Source organism: Peribacillus sp. B2I2 (assembly GCF_041261685.1).
GTDB lineage: Bacteria > Bacillota > Bacilli > Bacillales > DSM-1321 > Peribacillus.
This window is the reverse complement of sequence record NZ_JBGCCB010000001.1, coordinates 4,382,600-4,405,440: the sequence shown is the minus strand read 5'-3', so window position 1 is coordinate 4,405,440 and position 22,841 is coordinate 4,382,600. Positions and strand designations below refer to the sequence as shown.

General features: G+C 36.4%; 22 protein-coding genes, 3 pseudogenes and 1 riboswitch. Of the genes and pseudogenes, 15 read left to right on the top strand and 10 right to left on the bottom strand.

What is annotated here, in order from left to right; translation table 11 throughout:
- Window positions 1–135: 135 nt before the first annotated feature.
- Window positions 136–267: a hypothetical protein gene (locus ABIE66_RS21860; protein ID WP_370016267.1), complete on the bottom strand. Its 132-nt coding sequence runs from the start codon at window positions 265–267 to the stop codon at window positions 136–138.
- Window positions 268–422: 155 nt separating this feature from the next.
- Between ABIE66_RS21860 and ABIE66_RS21855 the strand changes: the two genes are divergently transcribed.
- The 10 genes and pseudogenes from ABIE66_RS21855 to ABIE66_RS21810 all read left to right on the top strand — a co-directional run bounded on the left by ABIE66_RS21855 (window position 423) and on the right by ABIE66_RS21810 (window position 8,931).
- Window positions 423–782, top strand: a complete 360-nt coding sequence (locus ABIE66_RS21855) for an SMI1/KNR4 family protein (protein ID WP_370017099.1) — start codon at window positions 423–425, stop codon at window positions 780–782.
- 334 nt (window positions 783–1,116) lie between these two features.
- Window positions 1,117–1,737, top strand: coding sequence for a T7SS effector LXG polymorphic toxin (locus tag ABIE66_RS21850; protein ID WP_370016266.1), 621 nt, complete (start codon window positions 1,117–1,119; stop codon window positions 1,735–1,737).
- Window positions 1,738–1,807: 70 nt separating this feature from the next.
- Window positions 1,808–2,923, top strand: coding sequence for a hypothetical protein (locus tag ABIE66_RS21845; protein WP_370016265.1), 1,116 nt, complete (start codon window positions 1,808–1,810; stop codon window positions 2,921–2,923).
- A gap of 57 nt (window positions 2,924–2,980) precedes the next feature.
- The gene (locus tag ABIE66_RS21840; protein WP_370016264.1) at window positions 2,981–3,535 is read left to right on the top strand and encodes an SUKH-4 family immunity protein; all 555 of its coding nucleotides are present in this window, start codon (window positions 2,981–2,983) and stop codon (window positions 3,533–3,535) included.
- 540 nt (window positions 3,536–4,075) lie between these two features.
- Complete coding sequence (locus ABIE66_RS21835; RefSeq protein ID WP_370016263.1) at window positions 4,076–4,525, top strand: SMI1/KNR4 family protein; 450 nt, start codon at window positions 4,076–4,078, stop codon at window positions 4,523–4,525.
- A gap of 338 nt (window positions 4,526–4,863) precedes the next feature.
- Window positions 4,864–5,358 (top strand): annotated as a pseudogene (locus ABIE66_RS21830) (ankyrin repeat domain-containing protein); the annotation flags it as partial.
- Between the two features lie 14 nt (window positions 5,359–5,372).
- A pseudogene (locus ABIE66_RS21825) lies at window positions 5,373–5,707 on the top strand (tRNA-Val4).
- 37 nt (window positions 5,708–5,744) lie between these two features.
- Entirely contained in the window at window positions 5,745–6,194 is a 450-nt protein-coding gene (locus ABIE66_RS21820) for an SMI1/KNR4 family protein (protein ID WP_370016262.1), read from the top strand.
- A gap of 82 nt (window positions 6,195–6,276) precedes the next feature.
- A complete protein-coding gene (locus tag ABIE66_RS21815) occupies window positions 6,277–6,732 on the top strand; it encodes an SMI1/KNR4 family protein (protein WP_370016261.1) in 456 nt (151 codons plus the stop codon).
- A 468-nt stretch (window positions 6,733–7,200) separates the two neighbouring features.
- A complete protein-coding gene (locus ABIE66_RS21810; protein ID WP_370016260.1) occupies window positions 7,201–8,931 on the top strand; it encodes a hypothetical protein in 1,731 nt (576 codons plus the stop codon).
- 486 nt (window positions 8,932–9,417) lie between these two features.
- Here the strand turns inward: ABIE66_RS21810 and ABIE66_RS21805 are convergent, their stop codons facing one another.
- The 3 genes from ABIE66_RS21805 to ABIE66_RS21795 all read right to left on the bottom strand — a co-directional run bounded on the left by ABIE66_RS21805 (window position 9,418) and on the right by ABIE66_RS21795 (window position 13,356).
- Window positions 9,418–10,710, bottom strand: a complete 1,293-nt coding sequence (locus ABIE66_RS21805) for a DNA cytosine methyltransferase (protein WP_370016259.1) — start codon at window positions 10,708–10,710, stop codon at window positions 9,418–9,420.
- A gap of 347 nt (window positions 10,711–11,057) precedes the next feature.
- Complete coding sequence (locus ABIE66_RS21800; RefSeq protein WP_370016258.1) at window positions 11,058–11,474, bottom strand: very short patch repair endonuclease; 417 nt, start codon at window positions 11,472–11,474, stop codon at window positions 11,058–11,060.
- A gap of 1,387 nt (window positions 11,475–12,861) precedes the next feature.
- A complete protein-coding gene (locus tag ABIE66_RS21795) occupies window positions 12,862–13,356 on the bottom strand; it encodes a L,D-transpeptidase family protein (protein ID WP_370017098.1) in 495 nt (164 codons plus the stop codon).
- A gap of 213 nt (window positions 13,357–13,569) precedes the next feature.
- On the opposite strand from ABIE66_RS21795, the gene ABIE66_RS21790 reads away from it, so the two are divergent.
- Both ABIE66_RS21790 and ABIE66_RS21785 read left to right on the top strand, forming a co-directional pair.
- Window positions 13,570–13,908, top strand: a complete 339-nt coding sequence (locus tag ABIE66_RS21790; RefSeq protein ID WP_057276953.1) for a hypothetical protein — start codon at window positions 13,570–13,572, stop codon at window positions 13,906–13,908.
- A gap of 216 nt (window positions 13,909–14,124) precedes the next feature.
- The gene (locus ABIE66_RS21785) at window positions 14,125–14,850 is read left to right on the top strand and encodes a ZIP family metal transporter (RefSeq protein ID WP_370016257.1); all 726 of its coding nucleotides are present in this window, start codon (window positions 14,125–14,127) and stop codon (window positions 14,848–14,850) included.
- Window positions 14,851–15,000: 150 nt separating this feature from the next.
- On the opposite strand, the gene ABIE66_RS21780 is transcribed toward ABIE66_RS21785, so the two are convergent.
- Entirely contained in the window at window positions 15,001–15,906 is a 906-nt protein-coding gene (locus ABIE66_RS21780; RefSeq protein WP_370016256.1) for an Abi family protein, read from the bottom strand.
- 391 nt (window positions 15,907–16,297) lie between these two features.
- Here ABIE66_RS21780 and ABIE66_RS21775 point away from each other — a divergent pair, with 391 nt between their 5' ends.
- Window positions 16,298–16,663, top strand: a complete 366-nt coding sequence (locus tag ABIE66_RS21775) for a hypothetical protein (RefSeq protein ID WP_289326276.1) — start codon at window positions 16,298–16,300, stop codon at window positions 16,661–16,663.
- A 143-nt stretch (window positions 16,664–16,806) separates the two neighbouring features.
- Here the strand turns inward: ABIE66_RS21775 and ABIE66_RS21770 are convergent, their stop codons facing one another.
- The 3 genes from ABIE66_RS21770 to ABIE66_RS21760 form a co-directional block, all read right to left on the bottom strand.
- Window positions 16,807–17,688 (bottom strand): 5'-methylthioadenosine/S-adenosylhomocysteine nucleosidase, encoded by an 882-nt coding sequence (locus ABIE66_RS21770; protein ID WP_289326275.1) that lies wholly within the window; start codon window positions 17,686–17,688, stop codon window positions 16,807–16,809.
- A 176-nt stretch (window positions 17,689–17,864) separates the two neighbouring features.
- Window positions 17,865–17,968, bottom strand: a riboswitch (purine riboswitch).
- Window positions 17,969–18,481: 513 nt separating this feature from the next.
- Window positions 18,482–18,835 (bottom strand): hypothetical protein, encoded by a 354-nt coding sequence (locus ABIE66_RS21765; protein WP_370016255.1) that lies wholly within the window; start codon window positions 18,833–18,835, stop codon window positions 18,482–18,484.
- A gap of 182 nt (window positions 18,836–19,017) precedes the next feature.
- Window positions 19,018–19,944, bottom strand: a complete 927-nt coding sequence (locus ABIE66_RS21760; protein ID WP_370016254.1) for an NAD(P)-dependent alcohol dehydrogenase — start codon at window positions 19,942–19,944, stop codon at window positions 19,018–19,020.
- A gap of 148 nt (window positions 19,945–20,092) precedes the next feature.
- On the opposite strand from ABIE66_RS21760, the pseudogene ABIE66_RS21755 reads away from it, so the two are divergent.
- Both ABIE66_RS21755 and ABIE66_RS21750 read left to right on the top strand, forming a co-directional pair.
- Window positions 20,093–20,383: pseudogene (locus ABIE66_RS21755) on the top strand (GntP family permease); the annotation flags it as partial.
- A 232-nt stretch (window positions 20,384–20,615) separates the two neighbouring features.
- A complete protein-coding gene (locus tag ABIE66_RS21750) occupies window positions 20,616–20,870 on the top strand; it encodes a sigma-G-dependent sporulation-specific acid-soluble spore protein CsgA (RefSeq protein WP_289315087.1) in 255 nt (84 codons plus the stop codon).
- A 47-nt stretch (window positions 20,871–20,917) separates the two neighbouring features.
- Here ABIE66_RS21750 and ABIE66_RS21745 read toward each other — a convergent pair whose 3' ends face one another.
- Entirely contained in the window at window positions 20,918–21,562 is a 645-nt protein-coding gene (locus ABIE66_RS21745; RefSeq protein ID WP_289315088.1) for a hypothetical protein, read from the bottom strand.
- A gap of 380 nt (window positions 21,563–21,942) precedes the next feature.
- Window positions 21,943–22,809: a LysR family transcriptional regulator gene (locus ABIE66_RS21740; protein ID WP_370016253.1), complete on the bottom strand. Its 867-nt coding sequence runs from the start codon at window positions 22,807–22,809 to the stop codon at window positions 21,943–21,945.
- Between the last annotated feature and the right edge of the window lie 32 nt (window positions 22,810–22,841).

Here is a 22,841-nt window from a genome sequence, read left to right as displayed (position 1 = left end):
CAAGACGGACACATCCTCTCAAAAATCATTGTAAGGACTTAACTAAAATGTGTCCATGAAACTATACTAACTCCAAGATGGTATCTAATGTTTTCATTTCTACACCCATACTAAAGAAAATCTCCTCCTTTTCATTTAATCCTTTTCACGATAATTGGTTCTTCTCTCACCCAGCTTTTTAGCAGCCTTTTTAGCCTTCTCCTGTTCAGGGTTTGTATAGAGGGCAGCCGTTGTGGTCGACGTATGACCCAGTTGAGTCATCAGCAAATGAATATCTCCTGACTGCTCCATTAAGTTCGTCCATAGGTATGCCTCAGTTTGTGTGGAGACAAGGATTTATTGGACTTAAAGGCTTTCGTGTATTTCTTTACTAAAGCCTCGATGGCGCGGTTGGAAAGGGGGGTGGCTCCAGTGTTGAGCAAATAGGAGATATTGAAAACAAGCTCAATGTAAGCCTACCAGATAGTTATAAATGGTTTTTAGAGCAATATGGTGAAGGTATACTACTTGGAATTGAAATTTATGGTGCAGGAGCAAAAGAAACAAATATTCCTTCTTGTGTTAAATTTACTGAGAAATCACGTGAAGATGACAATCTACCGAAAGAATATGTAATGGTCGAAGAATTAGGTGAGTTGGCGTACTGTATCGACACGTCAATATTCCGAAATAATGAGTGTCCAATTGTAAGCTGGGATCCAATTAATGAAGAAGTTGGAGAGGAAAAGTTTGATGACTTTTATATATATCTCTATTATCGTTTGGATGAAATGTTAGATTAGTATAGATAAGAACAATACATGATAAAAAATAAGTGAGATATGAGCGATTAATCTTAGTATTAATCGCTCTATTTATATTAATTTCTATTGAATAAACTTCAGTGAGAGTCTTTTAATTAGTATTGCTGATAAATAGGCTTTTTACAGTTTCAAATCTTAGGTAAAGTTGATTTTGAAAAATAAGTGTTTAGTAAAATGCCCCTTCAATTCTTGAATAAATGAAGAAACTCTTCTAAAATATAATCAGTCCATAATTTTACAGTGAATAAAAATATTACATATAAATGAAATCAAGTTAGTAGAAAAGATGTTGAAAGGACTTTCCATAATGTCGATGATTTACGAATCTCAAACACTAGTTTCTGCCATGCAAACGCGTGTCGGACAATATAAGGACCTGAAAGAACAGCTCACGGAATTAAAAAAAGGATTTGAGAGTATCGTTCATTTGGATGACGAGCTGCAGGGGCAAGGCGCAGAGGCCATTAAAGGGTTTTACAAAGCACAGATCGATGTTGTGGATTCTTGGCTGCGTCTGATCAATCGGCATATTGCGTTTTTAAGTGGAATTCAAGGAGATACAATCGAAGCGAACCTGAGTGAAACCGTGGTTACGGTCCCTTTTTTAGAGGAAGAGCTGGAAAACGCAAGTCGAAACTCCAAGGAAATGGTCATAGCCCAAAAAAATGATCTGAAAAAAATATTGGCTGGAATTGATGATATCATTCAGTTAGAACCCTTTTCTGATGACGCGTTCTTTGAGAATATGGAGAAAGCTGAAAGGAAACGGAACCAAACGATAGACAAAGTAAACGAAATCGATCATAAGTGGACGGCTGAATATGCTAAATCCGAAGCGGACCAAGCGGCAGTGGCGGCACTCATGGAACAATTGAAAGTATCCAGTACAAGAGGAGGAGTAGTATCCCCCCTGCCTATAAAAACCTGGAAGTAAGGAAAAAAGAGAGACCGCAGAGTATCTGAAGGTTAAGAAAGAGGAAGAAGAGAATCGCCGTTTCAAGGATTTGAAGGCACAACTCGATCCTGTCACAGATCCGGATGAGTTCCTTAAAATCGCCAAGCAGATCGGGTATGAAAACTTAGCGCCCAACCAGCAGCAATATGTTATGCAGCTAGAAGCGGCTAAGCAAACCGCAGACATTGCAAAAGGAATCGGCGTAGGCCTTTATGATGTAGGGAAAGACTTCGTGACAGGTGTTTGGGACTTTGTCACAGATCCAGGGGAAACGGTTGAAGGCGTAGCCAATTCGATCATGCACCCGATAAAAACCTATAAATATATATCCAAATCCATCTCCGACTCTTATGAAAGAGATATGGTAAATGGCGATGCCTACTCGCGAGCACACTGGGTATCCTATGCCCTCGGAACAGTCGTCACATCAGTAGTAGGAACAAAAGGCGCAGGAGCCGTAACGAAGACTGGGATAGCCACTACAAAAGCGGCTGCAGTAAAAGGCGTTACGAAAGCAAAAGAACTAGTCTCCATTCCTAACCTATTGCCATACAATCCAAAAAACCAACTGTCGTTGGCAGGTGGAGTACCTTATAATGTGGTTAATGGTGCTGGGTTAAAAGAACAGTTGATTTCGATGGCAAGAGTGGAGTCGGAAGTTAATGGTAGGGGTATAGATAATGCTGTAGAAAATACAGTGAAAGTTAATTATAGTGATATTAGAGCTTACCGTGATATTGAAATTGAAAAAATACCAATAGAATACAGGGCTGACCATAGACTCGTCACCGAAATGAACTATAAGGGAAAGAAAAAAAGCGGAACTAACGCAGCAGGATGGGAAAGAAGTGCTTCGAAACACTTTAATGAATTACTAGATAATCATCCTGAATTTTTCAGCGAAGCAAATGTTGAAAGAATTGAGAATGGATTAGTCCCTGTAGTTGATTACGATTTTATTAAACATTTTCCTCAGTATAGAGATACTAAGGGTGATAAACTAATACATCACCATATCGGTGGCGGAGGTCAAGCAGCTGCGGTTCCACAATCATTGCATAAAGGCTTTGGAGGAATACACAATTTTGAGAAAGAACACAATATTAGGGGGAACGACCCGTTGACTGAAATTGGAGAAGTATTTACGTCAGAAAAGAAGCCATAACATTATTACAAACAATCAACTGAAGTAAATTATTAATAAATAGTGGAGGTATAAAATATGATTTCGCCACAGGAGTTTTTGAACAAATGGAATAGTGACACCTATGGTTTGGTTAATTATGATGAATCTAATATTAACTCATTTTCCTTAACTAATGAAACCAAGAATTTTTTAATTAAAGCAGGGTTACCTGAGTCTGCTCCACCTTTTCTAACTTTCGAATCTTCAACAAACGGTGGGGGGATTAGACTAACTGAAAAAAATAATAGTTTAGGAAAAATGTATGATAAGTTTATATATTTAGGGTATACTGGTAGCGGAAATCCAGTATGTATTAATGAATCTAACTCTGAGGTCGTATATATTGATTATGATAATGAAAATAATAGTGTATTAATAAATTCTACAATAGCAAAGTTTGCAGAGTCTTTGCTTTTCTATGTAGAATTTATAAAAAAGGTAAAAGCTGTTAATGGAAGAAGGGCCTATCTTGAAAAAAATGCAACTAAAGAATTGTTAGACTGGATTTCCAAGAGCCTTCATCAAATTGACGCTGTTTCTTTAACTCAAGGTGGGTTCTGGGAAGAAGAACTTGTCAGCTTTAGTGAATAAAATATATAGGGTGAAATAGTATTACATTTAATATTATAGATACAGAAGAATATTTTCAGATGTACGAAAACCTTGATTGGCTAAACGCTATTCAAGGTTTTTTGTTTAATGGAAAAGTAAAGTTAATGGGAGAAATATAAGGTAAATGACCAAAAAGAAATAATAATTCATGGAAAGGACAACATCGTTGACGATATCTAGAAATTCAAAACTCATGATGGTTGTACCATCAAGGCATTATGTTTTAATACTTGGTTTGTGAGAAAGATACGATAAATAGGCAAGATGACATTTTACATGGTAAGGGTAGTTTAGGACATTACATAGCTAACAAACTAACGAGAATGACAAAGCTCGTGGCGATAAACAATGGGTGACGTGAAAGGGTAATCTCTTACTGTGTGGATTCTAAATTTTGGGTTGTATTTTTACTGGAGACGGTCGTATAATACTCGCTATCGTTTAAAAAGCGTTACAAAAAATAAAATTTATGTAACGGGAGGGTGAAAAGTTGAACGTTGTTGGCAGGGGGAGTATTGAATGAATAAAGAGGAATTAATAAATTTTATTAATGAACATAAGGAATCAGATGACTTTACAGGTGGAGTAGATGAAAGTCAAATCAATGTTGTCCAAAAAGAGCTAGTGGTTGAATTACCAGAAAGTTATAAGTGGTTTTTAACTACCTATGGTTCTGGTGGTTCATTTGGTGTTGATATTTTAGGAGTGGCTAAGTCAAATAGAGCTCCAGTTGTTGTTAATACGAAGAGTTATAGAGAATTAGGATTGGATAGGGATTTAGTAGTTATAGAAAATGCTGGAGAATATGTTTATTGTTTATATACAAGCAAAATGGAGAATAATGAGTGCCCAATAATAGCGTGGAATAGACAAGGGGGACTTGATGACTACAATACAGCAAATAACTTTTATGAGTTTTTATCACAAAGGTTATTGGATGCAAAAGACGCATGGGAAGAAGATTTTTAAAATGGATAATTAGAAGTAATTTATTAATGGGATTAATGAAAATCAAATACTTATGAAGGTCTTACCACTTAAGGATTAATAACGATATTTTGTAATAAAAATAAGCCCGATAATAAATTCTACGGACCTCGATTGATAAAGTCAGTCGAGGTTTTTTTATAACTTATGTAGATTTGTAAAGTTGCCCGGAAGGAAGGAACGAAACAGTTTACATGGGATTGAAGCACTTAGGAATCTTGTCGATAATATTAAAAAAGTAGGGATGCTGATGGAGACAGAGATGGTGGAAATGCTTAATAAACTTGGGGATATTGCGAAAAGGAGGAAATAGTTAAGGAATGGATAATAAACAAGTTGCTAAAGAAATTCGTTCGGCTATAAAAAAAAGCAATATTGAAAAAGTAGTTGAATTAATCGGCTCTAATGCTGAACATTTAAATATGATGACTCCTTTTGGTACGTGGCTTCATGTCGCAGCTTCTAGAGGGGAGTTAAATATAGTTAAAAAACTAATAGAACTTGGTTCAAATATTAATGGGCTAGGTGGAGTATACGGTGGTGGAGCATTGAACGAAGCTGCTTCTGCAGGGCATATTGATATAGTAAGATATTTATTATCTTGTAAAGCTGATATGGACGTAAGCGAACCAGAAAGAAACCCATTGTTTGGTGCAATTAGTAATGGGCATGTTGAAATTGCAAAACTATTAATTGAAAGTGGTATAGATACGAATGTTAAATATAGTGGTGAATCAAAGAAAGATATGGACGCATTAACTTTTGCAAGGGAACAAGGGCAAGTGGAAATCGTTAAGTTGTTAGAAAATCAAAAAGGGGATCGAATCGTATGAAATATTCATATGAGTTTAAGAAAGATCCATTTGGTGATTTAGGAATAGTTTTGCCGGAAGAAATTTGTCTTTTCACAGATTTCATTGAAAATATTGCAACAGTAGACCAAGTCGATGAATATATAGATTATATCGAAAAGGTTTTAAACGGACATATGAGGACTTTCAAATTAAATTAAATGCTACAAGTGTACTCATAAAAAAAGATGTAACAATTGTAGAAAACCTTTTTAGAAATGAAGGACCTTATGAAAATTCGATAGAAACAAAGCAATTTATAGAATTACTAGTAGTATGGCGAGATAAAATTCCAGAAATATTCCAAGGATGAACCATTAATGGAAAATAGATAAGAGGAGGATTTAAAAATGGTTAGAATTGAAAACTCGCATAATAAGCTTTCTCTAGAAGTGATAGAGCAATTTGAAACAGAAAATAATGTGAAATTAACGGAAAAGTATAAGGGATTTTTACTTAAATGGAATGGGGGAACTCCTGAGCCAAGTATTTTTGATATATCTAAAGAGCAGGGAAAAAGTGTTTTGAATGTATTTAATGGGATAGGTGACATGTATGATAACTTGGAAAAGGTCATAGACATATATGAGTATAGACTTCCAGAAGGATTTATTCCAATAGCTGATGATCCTGCTGGTAATACTATATGCTTAGGCACTAAAGCTCCTTATATGGATAATATTTATTTTTGGGATCATGAGCAAGAACCTGAAAATCCTGATGATATGAGCAATATGTATTTTCTAGCGAATGATATTAATGAATTTTTAGAAAAATTACATGAAGACGTTGAAGAATAATCCATCTTATTTAATTAAGGATTTCAAAGTATTGGAAGGGGAGAGGAAAGAATACGGAACTCAAGACTAGAATGTGAATTAGTTGAAGTATTCTAAGTTACAAGAATTTATTAAAACAAATCGTCAAGAAGCTGATTTTACAGGTGGAGTAAGTGATGAAAAAGTTAAAGAAACCGAAATTAAACTACAAGTCCCACTTCCGGATAGCTATAAATGGTTTTTAAGAAACTATGGTTATGGTGGCATTTTTGGTGTAGAAATAATTGGGTATGGTTTAACAGGTCCTGCAGTAGTAGATGCCACTAAAGATTATCAGAAGTATTATCAATTAATTGACGGGATAGTTGTTATAGAAAATGTTGATGAATTTGCCTATTGTCTCGATACTAATAAAATGAAGAATGGTGAATGCCCAGTTATTATGTGGGATAATCAAGAAGGCTATGGTCGAAAGGTAGCTGATAATTTCCTAGACTATTTAATCGAAAGTCTTGAAGAGGCTAAAGATAATTGGGATGAAGATGAAGAAGATTGGTAAAAGCTGAGGGTAATAGTTATATTGCTTTGTTATAAAGTAAGAAATATTTATTTTTATATAAAGAAGAAGTGGATAGAGCCTTTCGAAAATCAAAGGGACCTATCCATTTTTTGTTTATTTGGATTTATCTTACTCGGGATTTATATTAACATTGGGGATAATTTTAAGGATTTAAAGTTTTGGGGATATCACAATTGAAACCGAAGATTTATAATCGATTATGCTTGTTTTAATTTTTTGATGGAATTTCTCAAAAAGTTAATAATTCTGTTCAGTATTTTACTAGTCCTCTTTCTTGAGGTTTCAACCCTATTAGTTCCTTACATGATAAAATAAACAATTATTTTATCATCAATTTTGGAGCAATACCAGTTTTTTCTAGACCAATAATTAGTTGTATGCATTAGATGTAATTTCAAATACGGTGTTAATTAATATATAATAAATTGTTATAGAGGTGTGGTAAAAATGAGGAAAAACCCCAGACTTATAGGTGATAAACATGTAGAACTTGTTTATACAGCGTTATCTCAAACTTTAAAACAAAAAGATATTGATTATTTTCCAAGTACGGTTAAACAAACTGTGCTTTTTATAAAATCTCGCTATCCAAATATTATATCTGTAACCTCAAAATTTGAAACTCAAAACCCAGACCAGTCGAAAGACCTATATTTACATTTAGACAATCATAAAACGATAAGTGTTAATTTATTTTCATTAAGTAAGGGTCGGAGAATACAGCCAAAAAATCCAGGAGCCAAAAGCTTTTTTTCTAAATATTTTTTATCTGAACAATTACAGGATATGTTTAATGAAGCATTTGAAAAACATTATTTAAAGTTTTTAAAGGATCTAGTGGAATTAAAGGAAGAAAGTACACTTATCACCAATAAAAAAGAATTAAAAAGAATTGTAAAGAATTACTTTCCAAAATTCACAGAAGAAATAAACCATTATAGAAAAAAATTTCTGTATAGCTTGCGTGAGAATTGCTTTTTTTTAATGAAAAATTCTTATAATGAAAGAAATGCAGGATTCTTTCATGCTTTTAACGTACTGTTTATGACTGAGGATTTTAACGTCATTACGTATTACGGTAAAAATGACGAAGATGTAGTTGTTGAAGAATTTAATCCAGGCACCCCACAATTTAATGATATTAGATTATATAATTCTGGAAATGATTCGGTAGGAATTAAGTTTGGAGAGGTTGCATTAACACTTAGATTCAAGTTTGAAAGTAGTCCGACTTCTTCAATAAAACTTGCTGTAAGTTTTGCGAACTTCCCAAATGAACCTGAAATAGAACACATCAATGATATTACTATTAAAAAAATGATGGTTGTGCTCGATACACATCAAGGTACTTCCAATAAGAATGACAGTAATGCTATTGGTAAGTGTCACGAGTCTCTTACATATTTTTATTTTTTGAAAGAATATCCTTTCATTGCTCAGGTTGATGGAAATAAATGTATAGAGTTGTTAAATAAATATTACTCGCTTGTAAGTGCAGAAACATTAGAAAGATTATATAGTTCGACTTCCACTATCGTTCCTGTTATAAAAGAAAAATTGAAAGAAAAATACAATACATACATGGTTGAAAGTATTGACTTAGTTCCAGATAGCTACATTAGTGATGCGCTTGATACAGGTGATATTAAATTAATCCTGAGAGTAAATGATGATTATATTACTGAAAGTATTTCCTTAAAAGCAATATCAAGAAAGAGTGCTAAGATCACTACGAAGAACCCTGGGATAGGGACGATTCTAGGACCAACATTTTTTAATATCGGCGATTTAAGGTCTAATGTTCAAGAGGTAAAAGCAAGATACTTAAACGGTGAGTTAACACATATGGAAAGTTTAGAGGTTATTGCAACAGAATTGGGTACCCCGCTTGAAAGGGCAACGCAGCAACAGTTGAGGCAGGGGATTGAGAACCTTTTCGGAAAGGCTATGATGGCAATTACAATTTATAATGAGAACGTAAGTTACTGCAGAGAACACAACGAGATTAATGGTCAAATAAAAGTATACACTAAGACACCAACTGCAATTCAAAATACTTTAACTTGGGATGAGGATTCGGAATCAGTTAGCCTTCGGGTAAAGTTTAGTAAAGGTAAACAACACGGATGGTCATCAATTAAATTGACTTCAGAATACCAATTAGGTTCATTTAAGTGAGTAATTCAAATTAGAAGCTTGTTGCATCTCTTAAAGAGGAGAATAAAAATGAGTAAGCTAGATTTAAGAAAAATATAGTTTGTTAAAAGTCTGCTTAACTGAGGTTAAGGCAAGGGTAATTTATGTTTCTTGGGAACAAAACGTAACTTAACATCGAAAGGATAGTTAATGAACTTGAAATAGTTGGTTAGTTGGCAAGCTTGTTATTTAATTCATTTCTATGGGTTTGATAGAAGTAGTAAAGCTCAATATAACACTAAAACTAATAAAAGATAAATTGGAGTATTAAATAAGAATGGTTTATTACCAAATACAGGAATAATGGGTAAAAATGATGGAAAAGGCATTAAAAGGCTGAGGCGCTACTATATACAGTGCCTCAGCCTTTTGTTTTTTTATGCACTGTTTCAGCGCTCTTGAATAGAGCCTTTTTAAAGAGTTGCGCTATTTGGGGTACAGTTCATTCAATTATTGCAAGTAGTTTTATCAAAAAAGATTTAATTGAAACTCTTCATTTTCTCTTTGGATTTGTTCATTAGGAGACTTCTTTAAGTATTCTATTGCCCAGTCCGCAATAGGCATTGCCACTGCTTTTGCCAAATAAACGGGAACGGCATTGCCTATTTGTTTATATTGTTTGTCTAACTTATTGTTAAGTGATGCTTTCTCACTTGTTCCCTGGCTAAATTTAAACCAATCCGGGAATGTTTGAATCCTTGCTATCTCTTTTACAGAGAGCCTCCGGTTCTTTTCTTCCCCATCAGGGAAAAACCATTTGTCTGTCCCTTCCTTCTGCATTGGCAAACCGCCAGGATGCAAGGGGGCTTGCCTTCCAGACGCCTGGATTGTAAAGCTTTGGTCATCCCATCCCTTTTTCCTGTTTCGAGACATGTAAATTGATGAGTATGACCCTGTATAATATGGTCCTGGATCTTCTTTTAGATCCCCAATCGCTTCGCTTAACGTTTTAAATGGCAGAAGGTTATTGCCTTTCCCGTGTGTAGGGGTCGGATACTCGTAAGTGAAATTTATATCTTTCCTTACCCCGACAATGATGACGCGCTCTCGCAGCTGAGGAACGCCGTAGTCCCGGGCATTTAACAGCTTGAACTGGACATTATAGCCTGCAGAAGCGAAGTCTTCTACTATTTGTTTCAAAACTTCCCCTTTGCCCAGTGTCATCATACCTTTTACATTTTCTGCAACAAACACTTCAGGCTGCGCTTGGATCAGGCTTCTTATAAAGTGCAAATACAAAAAGTTGCGTTCATCGTCTATCAACCGCGGTCCAGCTTCGCTAAACCCAGGGCAAGGAAACCCACCTAAAATAAGGTTGCATTTTGGAAAGTATTTTACTTTCCTTATGTCTTTTTCATGCTGCACAACATGGGCAGGAGCATTCAATTTATAGGATTGGTTGGCTTCTTTAAACATATCGTTAGTATATATGGTGTGAAAAATACTTTTTTCTCTTAATTCACTAAAAAGGTCTTTATCTTTAAATGCTTCAAGAGCTGCGTCTTCCCCGATAGCTGCAGCCAATCCGGCTAACTCAAAGCCAAGATCAAGACCGCCGCAGCCAGAAAACAAGCTAAGCACGTTTATTTTATCAGTGCGAAAATCAACCTTTTTAATAACTTCAAGGTCATCATGAGAATCGATAATTCTTGAAGATTCCTCAAATATTTTCTCCATTAACACACTTTTTACATCATCTATAGAATAGTTTGGCGCAGGCTTAAATTTGCCTCTTCCTTTTACTTCTAGTTTTATATTCATATTTAAACAACCTCCTGTTGCCCCTCTTGTTATAATAACAAATTTCAAACAAAAAGGCCAGCGTCAAATTCAGCTAATAGAGTTGGGAATTTTTACAACTTTCGTTATTCAAGAGGAAATATTGATGCATGTCCGCAAATTATTCGTTAAATATAAAAAGACTCCGAGCAAATTTCCTGGAGCCACGCACGAAACAGACTGGATATATTCTTGAAAGAAAGAAGGATCAGATCCTTCTTTCTTTTTAGCATACCAAAAAATTTTAAGAATATCATGGAAGAAATGGGGCGTGGTGTGTTTTGTATTCCCTTGGATTATTACTGGTTGAACTGCTTAAAATGTTTATTTTATAGATTTTTTCTGGCTGAATCAATAAAACCTGCAATGGATTCAATGGTTGAATTAAAATCTTCTTTAAATTCATGCTCCCAAACACGCAGAAGGTTCCAGCCGTTCTCTTTGTAGAAAGAATTGACTTTTTCATCCCTGTTTTTATTTTTTGTGCACTTGGCATTCCAATAATCTGTATTGCTCTTGGGAATCCTACCGTGAATGGGACAGAAATGCCAGAAGCACGAATCAATGAAAATTACCACTTTATACTTTTTTATAGATATATCTGGTTTGCCGAGAAGGGTCTTAGCATTTCTTCTAAAACGATAGCCACGTTGCCATAATGCGCGCGAAATGATGTTTTCTAGTTGAGATACTGACTTTATGGACTTCATAATATTGCTTCTAGTTTCTTTTGACATTTTGTCCATTCGGCCACAACCTTTCTAAGCCGTTTTATAAAAACATTCCCTATAAAGACATGAAAAAACGTTTATTCATTTCTTTTGATGAATTTTTTAGTTACTCTGCACAGAAAAATGACCTTATCTTCATTTAATAAAGTATGGCTGCCAACGCAAAAGGCGCCTACTAAAATGCCGATGCCCATTCAATTGCTTATCTAAAGCTTTGTTTTACATAGGGTCACACGTATTGATTATAAAAGAAAGTCCTATAGTAACTATAGAAAAATATTAACGTTATTCTATACTCTGCAGCCCTAATTTGATATTAATTTATCCCGATATGTAAAAAAATTATGTGCTTTGCCAGGGTTCTTTCAAAACGGTTAATTTTTTCTAAAAATAAGTTGGAATTAATTTTTCTCCGTATTATCAATGTCCAGTATAAGAGCCACACCAGGAACAAACTTAGCTTGCGTTGGAAACGAATACATCTTTCTATAGCGAACTACTCTAGTCCCATAATCACCGAAGGTTTTCTTTTGCTTATTCACGTGCGCATGAGCAAATTCTTAGTTGAAATTAAAGAAATCTCCATAACAAATTATAAAAACATACAATTGGCCAAAGTATAGATCTTTTTAATACCGGGCAACTCATAATAACATTCCCCATCAATCCTAATACCGGGCAACTCATAATAACATTCCCCATCAATCCCTGTATGATTGAACCTGTTGGATTCGTTAAATTGGATTTTTCCATTCCCTATCTTAGATTTGAGGGCGCAAAACCCACTCCTTGAATAATGGCTTCAGGCTGGTCGTTTGCACCAAGGTGGGTAATTGGGTATGGAATGCAATACTCGAACTAAGCGCTGAACAGCTCTTTTGAATTTTTCACAAAAAAATATTGGGGTAACGTGTATTTGCTAGTTGCCGGCTTTTAATACGTGTAGCTTCTCAAAAAACATAAACATTCTGGAGTGGCAATAGTTCTTTCATAAAGTATAATCAAAAGTAAGAGTAACTAGGAAAAAACTCTCAAAACAATTACAGTATATTCCTGTATGAAAACTTAGCTATAATGGTCATAAAAACGTTCTAGCTCCGATATAAAGAACAACTGGCATCACTGAATAAGGTTGTCCTAAAGGGGTTGACCAGCACCAAATGTGCGTTCTTTTGATAAAGCAGTGATAAGAAGGGCATTAGCGAGCTGGATGCGAATGTTGTGCATACTTGGTATTATTTTTTCAGTCGTTGGATTAAAGCTGGTAAATTAAATAGTTAAGTATTGGCAGCCTAATCCCATTGTGGATTAGGCTGTTTTTATTAATGGTTATATTACAAAGCTGCGCATGTTGATAAGGGAATCCAAAGTGTAAAAAAGTGTACAGGTTGCACTGCACACATTAAGGATGAATCGAAACCGTTGTCCCGATTGGAACAATTCTTGATAATTCCTCCACGTCCCGATTATGCATGCGAATACAGCCTTTTGAGACAGCTTTACCAATCGAGCTGGGATCATTCGTTCCATGAATGCCATAGTGTTCTTTTGATAAACTCATCCACATGGTACCGAATGGGCCTCCAGGGTTGGGGGCTTTATTAATGATGATGAACTGTCCTACTGGTGTACCGAACAGCATTCTTCCAACGGCAATCGGATATTGTTTTTGCAGGACTCCATCTTTTAGCAGCCTTAGCTTACGATTGTTAACGGACACATCGATTTGAAATGGAATGGTATCGGCAGGAGGAAAACCAGGTATAAAAATGGGTTGACCAGGGTAAATGACATTTGGATTTATGGACGGGTTGGCAGTGATGATTGCCGATAGCGGTTTCCGATAGTCCCTTGATATCTGTGTCAGTGTTTCACCTGGTTTAACTGTATGAATCAGTCTGAACACCTCCAAATGTTATAGTTGTCATGTTACATTCTATGTAATTATTAAAAAGTGTTTCGTAACTGCCACAAGACCATGACAGGCTGTTATCTTTTTTTAATAAAACTTATTTGTTAAGTAACTAAGCAGAAAAGAAACCGAAATGAAGTTTTGATAAAATAAGTTTTTATGGAGACGGATTTTGTTAGTTAAAGAGGGGGAACAAAGGTGGAGGAACATGTGAAAAAGGCTTTAGTTGAATGGAATGAAGAAATTAGTGATGTGTTAAATGGGATAGAAAAAGAGTATGAAGAAGTTAAGCGTGACCTTCAGGTTTATTCCTATAAATTCAATATCACCAAACAAGTTGTGCAATCCACTATAAATGATGAAATTATTCGGAACATCCGCGAGCTCTATCATAAACCTTTTGAACAAAAGTTGAACGAATTGAAAGAATCGATAAAAGAGCTGGAAGAGAAGAGAAAGGTTTTCCAAATGTTTGTTGATAAAATTGAAAAGGTTAGTGAAAGAGAAGAAGGAAAGCCTCAAATATCAGTCATATAAGGCAGAGATTCAGAGCCTCAATCCATAGGAATCCTTATGGGATAACCGGATCGGCTCTACTATTTTTTCATACGCATTTACCATGGCAGGGATTTATAACTGCTTTTTTTTGAGGGGATTTGCAAAAAAGCGCTTACCGCCTCTATTCCCGGATCACCGTTTACCCCAACATCAACCAGGGTACACTATCCTATAAAAAGGAAATGGGGGAGTAGCATGTGGAATGCGGTCTTTTGGGGAGGGGTTTCGGGTTCTGCTGTCCTGATTGGCGCACTTGCCGCCATCTTCATTCCGATAAAGAAAAACATCATTGGCTATATAATGGCATTTGGTACGGGAGTATTGATAGGTGCAGCAGCATATGAGCTGCTTGCTGATTCGGTGCGGGATGGAGGAATCTGGGCAACGGCGATTGGATTCATAACAGGAGCCGCCGTGTTTACTGGCTTGGATATTCTTGTTTCCAAAAAAGGTGCGAATAAAAGGAAACGGTCCAATAACAGCTCTTCAAAAGAAGCGGGCCTAGCCATTTTTATTGGGACGGTGATGGATGCCATACCGGAGTCGATCATGATTGGCGCAAGCTTAATAAGCGGTGGCTCGGTAAGCTGGCTATTGATCATTGCCATCTTCATCAGTAATATCCCTGAGGGACTTTCCAGTACAACTGGTCTGCTTAAAAGTGACTATTCAAAGAAGAAAATCATGCTGCTGTGGTTTTCCGTAATGCTCATTTCAGCTTTATCTTCGATGTCGGGCTATCTATTTCTCGATCATGCCCCGGAATATGTCCTGGCAGCGATGGCAGCCTTTGCAGGCGGCGGGATCATCGCCATGATTGCGTCAACGATGATGCCTGAAGCATATGAAGAAGGAGGACCGATCACGGGCATATTCACTGCAGCCGGCCTGCTTGTATCTTTGGTTCTGGATTCGATGTGATAACGAAAAAGTAAGATTGTCCCCTTGGAAAAGGGGGCATTTTTTGTGTGGGAAGTAGTTTATGGAGAATTAGAAAGCTGTTGTGGAAAAAAGCCAATTTTATAAACCTGGGTCTATTAGTAAGAGTTTGTCATTCCTATCTTTTTACAATTAAGACTTTTGATTATTGATTTTAGATAAAAGTTCATCCCAATCGGAGGGGAACCCAATATGTGGGAATTCTAAGCTATCTTCATACTCTAAAATAAGTGCGTGTAAATCAGTAATGAATCTTCGCCCTTCGTCCTTGGTCAATAATCTTTGAATAATGTATATTGCAGCAAATGTAAATTTGTTATCAAATTTTTTTCCTTCTTCTTTAAACAAGCGTGGCTTAAAAGTTAACTTTTTATTGTATAACCGTCCATAATGAGCACAGACATTTCGAACATTGGATAATGTTTGCAACCAACTTTCTAAGTATAGATAAGGAACGTTATAATATATTTTTGCTATGTGTTTTTTTACATCTTCGCTTAAATTTCGATATAGTTTAGACAGGAAGCCAAACGGAGTCACTTCTATTGCCACCCAAATAGGAATGTTACCATCATAATTTTTGTAATGATGTTGAATAAATAGTTCACCTTTACGACTTTTTTTAATTAAGTTGTCCAATTCATCCAGAGATTCTTTATGAAATTTTTCATTAATAAAGTTTTCTTTATCTTTATAGCCCAGAGGTCCAAATCTATGGGCAATTTCATAAGAAGTATGAGTTCTGAAGGCTATTTCAATAGTTTCTAATACACTTATAAGCAATACTCTTAATTTACGATCAAATTCATATAATGATAGTAATTTATTAAATGATGCTCCGTTTACATATTGATCATTATTAATTGGATCCTTTAAAGTTAGTCCGTAAGCAGATAGACGATAATAATTAATCCTTTGTAATATTTTTTCTGTATTTTCAGAATTCTCTACATGTAAATTTTTGCTCCTATATAATTCCACTTGTTCTTTATACGTAGTGGGGAGTTTTCCAGTCGGCTTATCTTTTTCAGGATCCATACATACATTTCTCCTTGAATAAATAAAATGACCCACCTTGGTCCGCATTGTTAAGAGGCGTGGTGGGTTCTGTTACTTTTAACCTATCATTCAATATATATAATGTCAAGGAATAAATTAGTAAAATAAGGAAATTTGGAATGGAATTCCCTATTTAGCGGGCGAGTTCTAGGTTTCTTTGTGTATGCAATACCTTGTCGATCAATATTAAAGCAAGTTTAATTAGAGGTGGCTCGGTAATGGTCATTGTCATCATGACCAGTAATATTCCATTAGAACTTTCAGTATAGCAAGGAAATCTATCTTTAAAGAATAATTGTTGGTGTTAAAATATCATTTCAAATCATACACTTTTCATATATTGGATTTTGGAAATTGAGGTGATGGAGAAATGAACTACGAGATGCAAATAGCGAATATGTTGGCTAAAAACATAAATGGTTTCATTACATTCGTTCGGGAAAATCATGAAAATGAAAACAATTGCTTTTGTTTAAATAGAGATAAATTGTATCAATTAAAGCTTCTTGTTGAGGAGTTTAAGTTTCAAGTATTGGCCGATGAACTTAAACGGATCAATCGGTTTACCTGGGATGAAAACTACACTACGTTATTAGTAGATAGATTCAGGAAAGGAATGGGCATCATTGAAGAATACGTAGAAAATAACTACAGTGATTTATTCATTTTTACCGCTAGAATTTACACATTGAATAGCCTCAGTTTAACCTTTTGTAACGAGGAAGAATCAATATAACCACAAAAAAATAGTCCGTTAATTTGGGCATCCGCGAATAAAAGAGAGCACATATTATCGTATATAATATGTGCTCTTCTTCTATTTCATTATAGGGATAGTTGACCAAAAAGATTCTAATTCTTTTTGCTCCGAGCCCGATCTTATTTGCTTGGCATCGCAGAGATATATTTTTTGACTACTTCATACACATATTCTTGATTGGCTGCTGCTGTATTAGGGTTATATTTACCGCCATTCACTTTATTATTGGATAGCACTCGTATACCTAAGAAGGGAACATCGTAAGCTTTGGCGATTTGTGCTGCCGAAGCTCCTTCCATTTCTTCAACAGATGTACCATATTTCGTATGGAACCACTTTATCCGATCCACTTCATTATTCCAAACGTCTGCAGAACCGATAGTACCATCGACAACCTTACCTTTTGTGTAGGTATCTTTAACTGCATGAGCAGCTGCGAGTAAATCCTTATCTCCCTCGTAAAAGCGTGGTTTTTCAGCGTTAGGATCTTCTCCTGCACTTCCTTCAGAAGCCATTAGGTCCATTGGTTTCCAAATGGTTGGATCAATTCCTTGGTTTTCAGTTTTATCTGCCGTTTTTAATGAACCTAGGTTTACCGTTCTTTTTCCTAAAACAACATCAAAAACGTTTAAACTTGGATCATGTCCGCCTGATGTTCCTTGATTGATGATGGCAATGGGGTTATATCTTTCAATGGCCAATGCTGTAGCGGCAGCTGTGTTTTCCATCCCTTTACCTGTTTTTGCAACGATTACAGGATAATTGTCTAAAGTTCCAATGTAAAATACAAAATCTCCTGATTTTTCTTCTTTGACATTTTTTAACCTTTTCGCGAAATTTTCAGCTTCGATCGGCATTGGACCTTGAATCATGATAGGCCTTTGAGTCTTTTTTTCGGCCGTTTCATTTTTGGAAGCAGAACTGCATGCTGCAATCACCGACACGAAAAGTAATGTAAGGATTCCTAATAGAGTGTACTTTTTGAACATGTTTTTTCTCATATAATTTCTCCTTAAAACATATTTATTCGATTGTTTGATACACTCGCAGTTGCGGTCAAAGAAAAAGGTCCAGAACGGCAGAATGATTACTGCCTTCTAGACCTACGATAGTCAAAGTAAAGATGATTAAGCAAAATGATTATAATGCTAAATCATTAGCTGCTCAAGAAAGCGGGCAGCCGAATACTTTAACTCGTAGTCTAGTTCTTTCACTGGGAACCAGGTAGAAACGCTCAGACCATATTTCCGAGCATATACGAGTAAATTACGATTATTACTTTGCTAATATAACAAACAAATGATAGATAATCAATAAAAAAGTGAACGTTTAAATATAAAATTGTTTTAATGTTCGTATTTAAGGGGAGGGTCGATAAAAAAGCCAATTTCTTACAAGGTAAATGGGGTTTTAGTGGGGGCTTGGACACAATCATTATGTGGATGCTTTTCGAATAGTATAATTTAAAGGCAAGGTCAGAGATAGAAGATTCGGAAGTGTCTCATCACGAACCATAATTTTTAAAACAAGACTATGGTTTTCTTAATGAGGGGTTGTAAATCTGATCGTTGATTGGAACGTAGGGCACTCGCTTTCCGCGGGCGGTCCGGAAGCCTCCTCGCCGCTCGGCTGCAGGGTCTCCCTTGGACACGCTTTTCCCGCAGGAGTCTCGTACCTTCCGTTCCAATCAACTGGAATGTTTTTTAAATAGAAAAATGAGGAATTTTCGTTCATTAATGAATAGGGCGAAAAATGATTACAGGATAGAAGAATAGGTGCAAAGGGTGCACCTATTTAGTTAATCGCCCATAAAAAGATGGCTAAAGCGATCATTGAAGAGATGATACCAAGCATTGCTTTCCACTTTGATGAAGCGTTCAACCATATAAAGACACTGCTCACTATCATTCCAATAGAAAAAAGCACGCCGCTAATCACTTTCATCCATGTCATTTCAAAAATTGGTTCGACCAACAAGAATACGAAACTAAGTGCGACTAAACCATATGTAGCGATAAAACGCTTACTCGTAACATCAGTCTTCAGGTCATTTCGTTCATCTTCTGACATCTTTTTATAACCCCGCCACATCATGAAGGCCGGAATCCCTAACATTAAAACTAATCGTACGATTGCATCTATATTCATTGAGTCCTCCAGAAATTGATACATATCTTCCATATACGTTTGTATCTGGTTAAAGTTTCAATATAAAAAAGGACACCTTTCATAATGACATCCGAATCACGTTACGACATACCCCTTTAGATCCATTGTCTAAGGGGTATTTTCATGTCCAAAAAGGTAGTTAAAACATGTGCAATGTTTTGTCAGGATTTATCATGATCAACCAAAGTAATAACTACATTTCCCTTTTTATGGCCTTGTTCCACATATCTATGAGCCTCGGGAATCTGTTCCAGCGGGTAACGTTTATCAATGACTGATTTTAACTTTTCAGTTTCGATTAGCTCCTTGAGGAGTAGTAAATCTTCCGAAAGTACCTTTGCTATTCCTTGTCCTTCAACGGACACGTATCGCCCGTTCGGGGTTAGTGCCTTCTTGCAATTGGCTTTCGAGCTTTTCCCGACTGCATCAAAGATGATATCATATCGTTCTTGTCTTTCCGTGAAGTCCTCTTCCGTATAATCAATTACCGTATCGGCTCCCAATGATTTCACCAATTCAAAATTAGCGGCACTGCATACTCCGGTAACTTCTGTGCCAAAGTATTTGGCAAGCTGTACCGCGGAAGTGCCAACCGAACCGGATGCACCGTAGATGAGGACTTTTTGTCCGTCCTGGATATTGGCTTTTCTGAAAAAATGCAGGGCTGTCGTTCCCCCAAAAGAAACGGCGGAGGCTTCTTCATAGGTCATATTAGTAGGCTTCAGTGCCATGGGCCCGTCTTCAGGTAAGCATGTGTATTCGGCATGTGCCCCAAAATTCATGCCAGTCATGGCAAAAATCTGGTCGCCTTGTTTGAATTTTTTCACATTCTTCCCTGTTTCCTCTATCTCCCCGGCCAACTCCACTCCGAGTATCGGTTTTCGCGGTTTTCTAAGACCCAGGAAGATCCGCATCGGCAGCCATAACAAGAAAGGGCTCTTGAAGCTCCGGACCCTTATGTCCCCTGAAGCCACTGTTGCCGCATGGACCTTTACCAGAACTTCATTGTCCTTGGGAGTTGGTTTTGCTACCTCTTTGAGTTCCAGTACATCGGGTGAACCGTATTTCGTGCATATCATTGCTTTCATCGCGAGTCTCCTTAGTTTTTGGATTCAATCTTTTAATACTATGAAATAAGCTGAAAGATAAAACTACATTGATACGAAACTAAAGAAACTTTTGAATGAATGCTTAAAAGCAGTGAGATTTCACATCCGAAATCCACTGCTTCAGTTTGTAGAAGGGTCGGCATCAGGGGGAATGGGTATTGCATTAAGCGCAATGGCCGATAAATACAATCAGGCGATCGCTGCGGCAAATATCTCACCCGAAGTGATGCACCGTGTCGTCGCCATGGCATCAGGAGGCATGGACACACTTCCGCATAACGGAGCCGTCATCACCCTGCTTGCCGTCACAGGATTAACGCATAGACAGTCATATGGAAGCATATTCATGATTACCATCATTAAATCATTGGCTGTCTTTGTGATCATTGCCCTCTATTCTTGGTTTGGTATTGTATAAATAACGAATTCACGAGTAAATCCTTGAAATTCACGAGTAAAACTCCAAAACTCACGAGTAAAAGCAAAGAATTCACGAGTAAATCCCCAAAACTTACGAGTAAAACCCTAAAAAGAAGGGATATCCAATTTGGATATCCCTTTTTTGGGGTCAACAGAGGAATTTATCAGCAAATAATGGGGGAAGTTATAAATGAAGCATCTAAAAATTAACATTCGAGAGGGATGGTAAGATGGATCGTACGATTGGTTACTTACGCGAGATATTGTCTAACTATACGGACCAATATCCTGAAGCGCAGGAAATTTATAATAAAATCAAAAGTGGACATTTTCATTCTGAAGAAGAACTCGTCAATAAGCTTACTGGTAAAGAATCCAGTCTGCTTAACCATATTCTTCCCCAGGAAATTAAGCATGCAAAGGAAGTCAGTGATACGGAACGGGTCACTCAATTGTCGGAGGTATATGAACTGCTTCTTATTTAATAAAACCTTGTCCATGATGATCATGGACAAGGTTTTGTTGGTTTTTTTTACTCCATTTCACTAAGTGAATCCATATGACTGGCTATCATGGCGATGATCGTGCTAGCTTCTTCCCTGCTGAAAATGAAATTTGTTTCATCCTTTATCAAGTCATCATCCGCTGTCCGAATTCGATTGATCCGTTTCAACACGCCATCACCCGTTTCCTGCACGATGCCGAATTGATAGGTGACCTCCACTTCATTATCCTGGATATAGGCGGTCACTTCAGGCGTTTCCCAATCTACATCGATTTCGTATACATCGGATTCTTCGCCGCCGTCTGTATCATAAGATTCATCATACTCATCATCCAATTCAAATTCATAATCGTTGTCATCCTCTTCCAAATAATTATGGAAGCTTTCATGGACAGCATCGACGATATCTTCAATATCTGAAAGGATCACCTTGCTAATCTGCCCTAAATCCGGATCGAAGGATTCCATATAAAATTCCTCATTATACGGATCGAAAAACAGCGTGGAAAAATAATCTCTCTCATCGTCATCCAGCTCTGTATAAAATTCGATGCGTGGATGCTTAGACCCGCGTTCCACGATCATGCTGCCATTGCGGTCGTATTTCTCACAAATTGATTTAAGATGATCCTGCAATTCCCCGCTTACTCTGTCAAACCATTCTAATGACATCCAACATCCACTTCCTTTCATCATTATTATTTCCCAGAAAAGGCGAACATGACATTCCATTTAAAGCCAAATGGAATTTAACTTCACATCAAAAATGTCAGTTATAAAAAAATAATTTAAAGGAAAAATAAAATGAAAAGCAAAAACGGTATTCTAATCAGAAAAAATTCTTGGATTTAAGCAATCGGGAAGGGATAAGGCTAAATGTCTGGTTGTACCATTCCAACAATTGCACTGCTTTTTGCAAACTGCAGTGCCTTCTAAATAAAACCAAACCATCTAATCGAAGCGAATTAAGGCTTTATTTATTGGATTTTTTAATCCAGCGTTATTGTAGAATACGAAGGTTCCATTTATAGATAACGCAGTTTTGAGCATTTTTATCTAGCTTCCCTATACCTTTCAATAATAAAGTCAATAAAATACCTACTTGCTATTGGCAATACCCTTTTATCCTTGTATGCCAAAGTAATTGTTCGAATAATAGAAGGAGTGATAGTTTTCGTCACAATATTATAGGGACATCTATTTAAGAGAAGTTTCGGTAAAATCGAAATGCCAAGCTCTTGTTCAATCATGGACATGATCGCATAGGGATCATATACTCGATATTGTGTATCAGGTTCAAAATTGTACTGTTTAAAAACTATTAAAGGTTCATTTATAACTCCCTCATCCAGCAGGATATAAGGATCTTTTAGCAATTCTTTCAATGAGACTTTTGTGGATGATGCTAAAGGATGATTTTCTGACAATACAGCCAGCATTTCATCTTCTTGCAAGGGTATCGTAGTTAGATCCGAAACATTTGAATTCACAAAGCCAAAGTCTACGCTGCCTTCTTTAATCCAGTTTGAGATTTCCGTATAATTTCCTTGATGTAATTCGAAATGAACAGTTGGGTAAAGTTCCTTAAAATCTTTGATCAATCCTGGTATCCAATGACATGTAACACTGGAAAAGGTGCCAATTCGAATAAGGCCACTTTGCAGTCCTTCCATCTCTTTATGCTTTTCAGTCAGTTCCCTATGTGAATTACAAATCTTCCTGATATAGGGCAAAAATTCCTCGCCATCCGGTGTCAGTGTAATACCCTTTCGTGAACGTAAAATAAGAGTGGTAGAAAGCTCTTCCTCCAATGAATGCACCATTTGGCTAATGGCGGACTGAGTATAGCCAAGTTCTTCAGCAGCTTTTGTAAAACTGCCTGTTTCTATGGTTTTGATAAAAGCATAATACGAATTCAACCTCACTAACCCCTTTACATTAGTAATCCTAA

Coding starts and splice junctions, on each gene's coding strand:
- ABIE66_RS21765 (WP_370016255.1), bottom strand. CDS start 18,835: ATGAATATAGATGCAATCGTACGATTAGTTTTAATGTTAGGGATTCCG.
- ABIE66_RS21770 (WP_289326275.1), bottom strand. CDS start 17,688: ATGAGAAAAAACATGTTCAAAAAGTACACTCTATTAGGAATCCTTACA.
- ABIE66_RS21805 (WP_370016259.1), bottom strand. CDS start 10,710: ATGAATATAAAACTAGAAGTAAAAGGAAGAGGCAAATTTAAGCCTGCG.
- ABIE66_RS21800 (WP_370016258.1), bottom strand. CDS start 11,474: ATGGACAAAATGTCAAAAGAAACTAGAAGCAATATTATGAAGTCCATA.
- ABIE66_RS21850 (WP_370016266.1), top strand. CDS start 1,117: ATGATTTACGAATCTCAAACACTAGTTTCTGCCATGCAAACGCGTGTC.
- ABIE66_RS21760 (WP_370016254.1), bottom strand. CDS start 19,944: ATGAAAGCAATGATATGCACGAAATACGGTTCACCCGATGTACTGGAA.
- ABIE66_RS21750 (WP_289315087.1), top strand. CDS start 20,616: ATGGATCGTACGATTGGTTACTTACGCGAGATATTGTCTAACTATACG.
- ABIE66_RS21785 (WP_370016257.1), top strand. CDS start 14,125: ATGTGGAATGCGGTCTTTTGGGGAGGGGTTTCGGGTTCTGCTGTCCTG.
- ABIE66_RS21810 (WP_370016260.1), top strand. CDS start 7,201: ATGAGGAAAAACCCCAGACTTATAGGTGATAAACATGTAGAACTTGTT.
- ABIE66_RS21835 (WP_370016263.1), top strand. CDS start 4,076: ATGAATAAAGAGGAATTAATAAATTTTATTAATGAACATAAGGAATCA.
- ABIE66_RS21745 (WP_289315088.1), bottom strand. CDS start 21,562: ATGTCATTAGAATGGTTTGACAGAGTAAGCGGGGAATTGCAGGATCAT.
- ABIE66_RS21775 (WP_289326276.1), top strand. CDS start 16,298: ATGAACTACGAGATGCAAATAGCGAATATGTTGGCTAAAAACATAAAT.
- ABIE66_RS21840 (WP_370016264.1), top strand. CDS start 2,981: ATGATTTCGCCACAGGAGTTTTTGAACAAATGGAATAGTGACACCTAT.
- ABIE66_RS21780 (WP_370016256.1), bottom strand. CDS start 15,906: ATGGATCCTGAAAAAGATAAGCCGACTGGAAAACTCCCCACTACGTAT.
- ABIE66_RS21820 (WP_370016262.1), top strand. CDS start 5,745: ATGGTTAGAATTGAAAACTCGCATAATAAGCTTTCTCTAGAAGTGATA.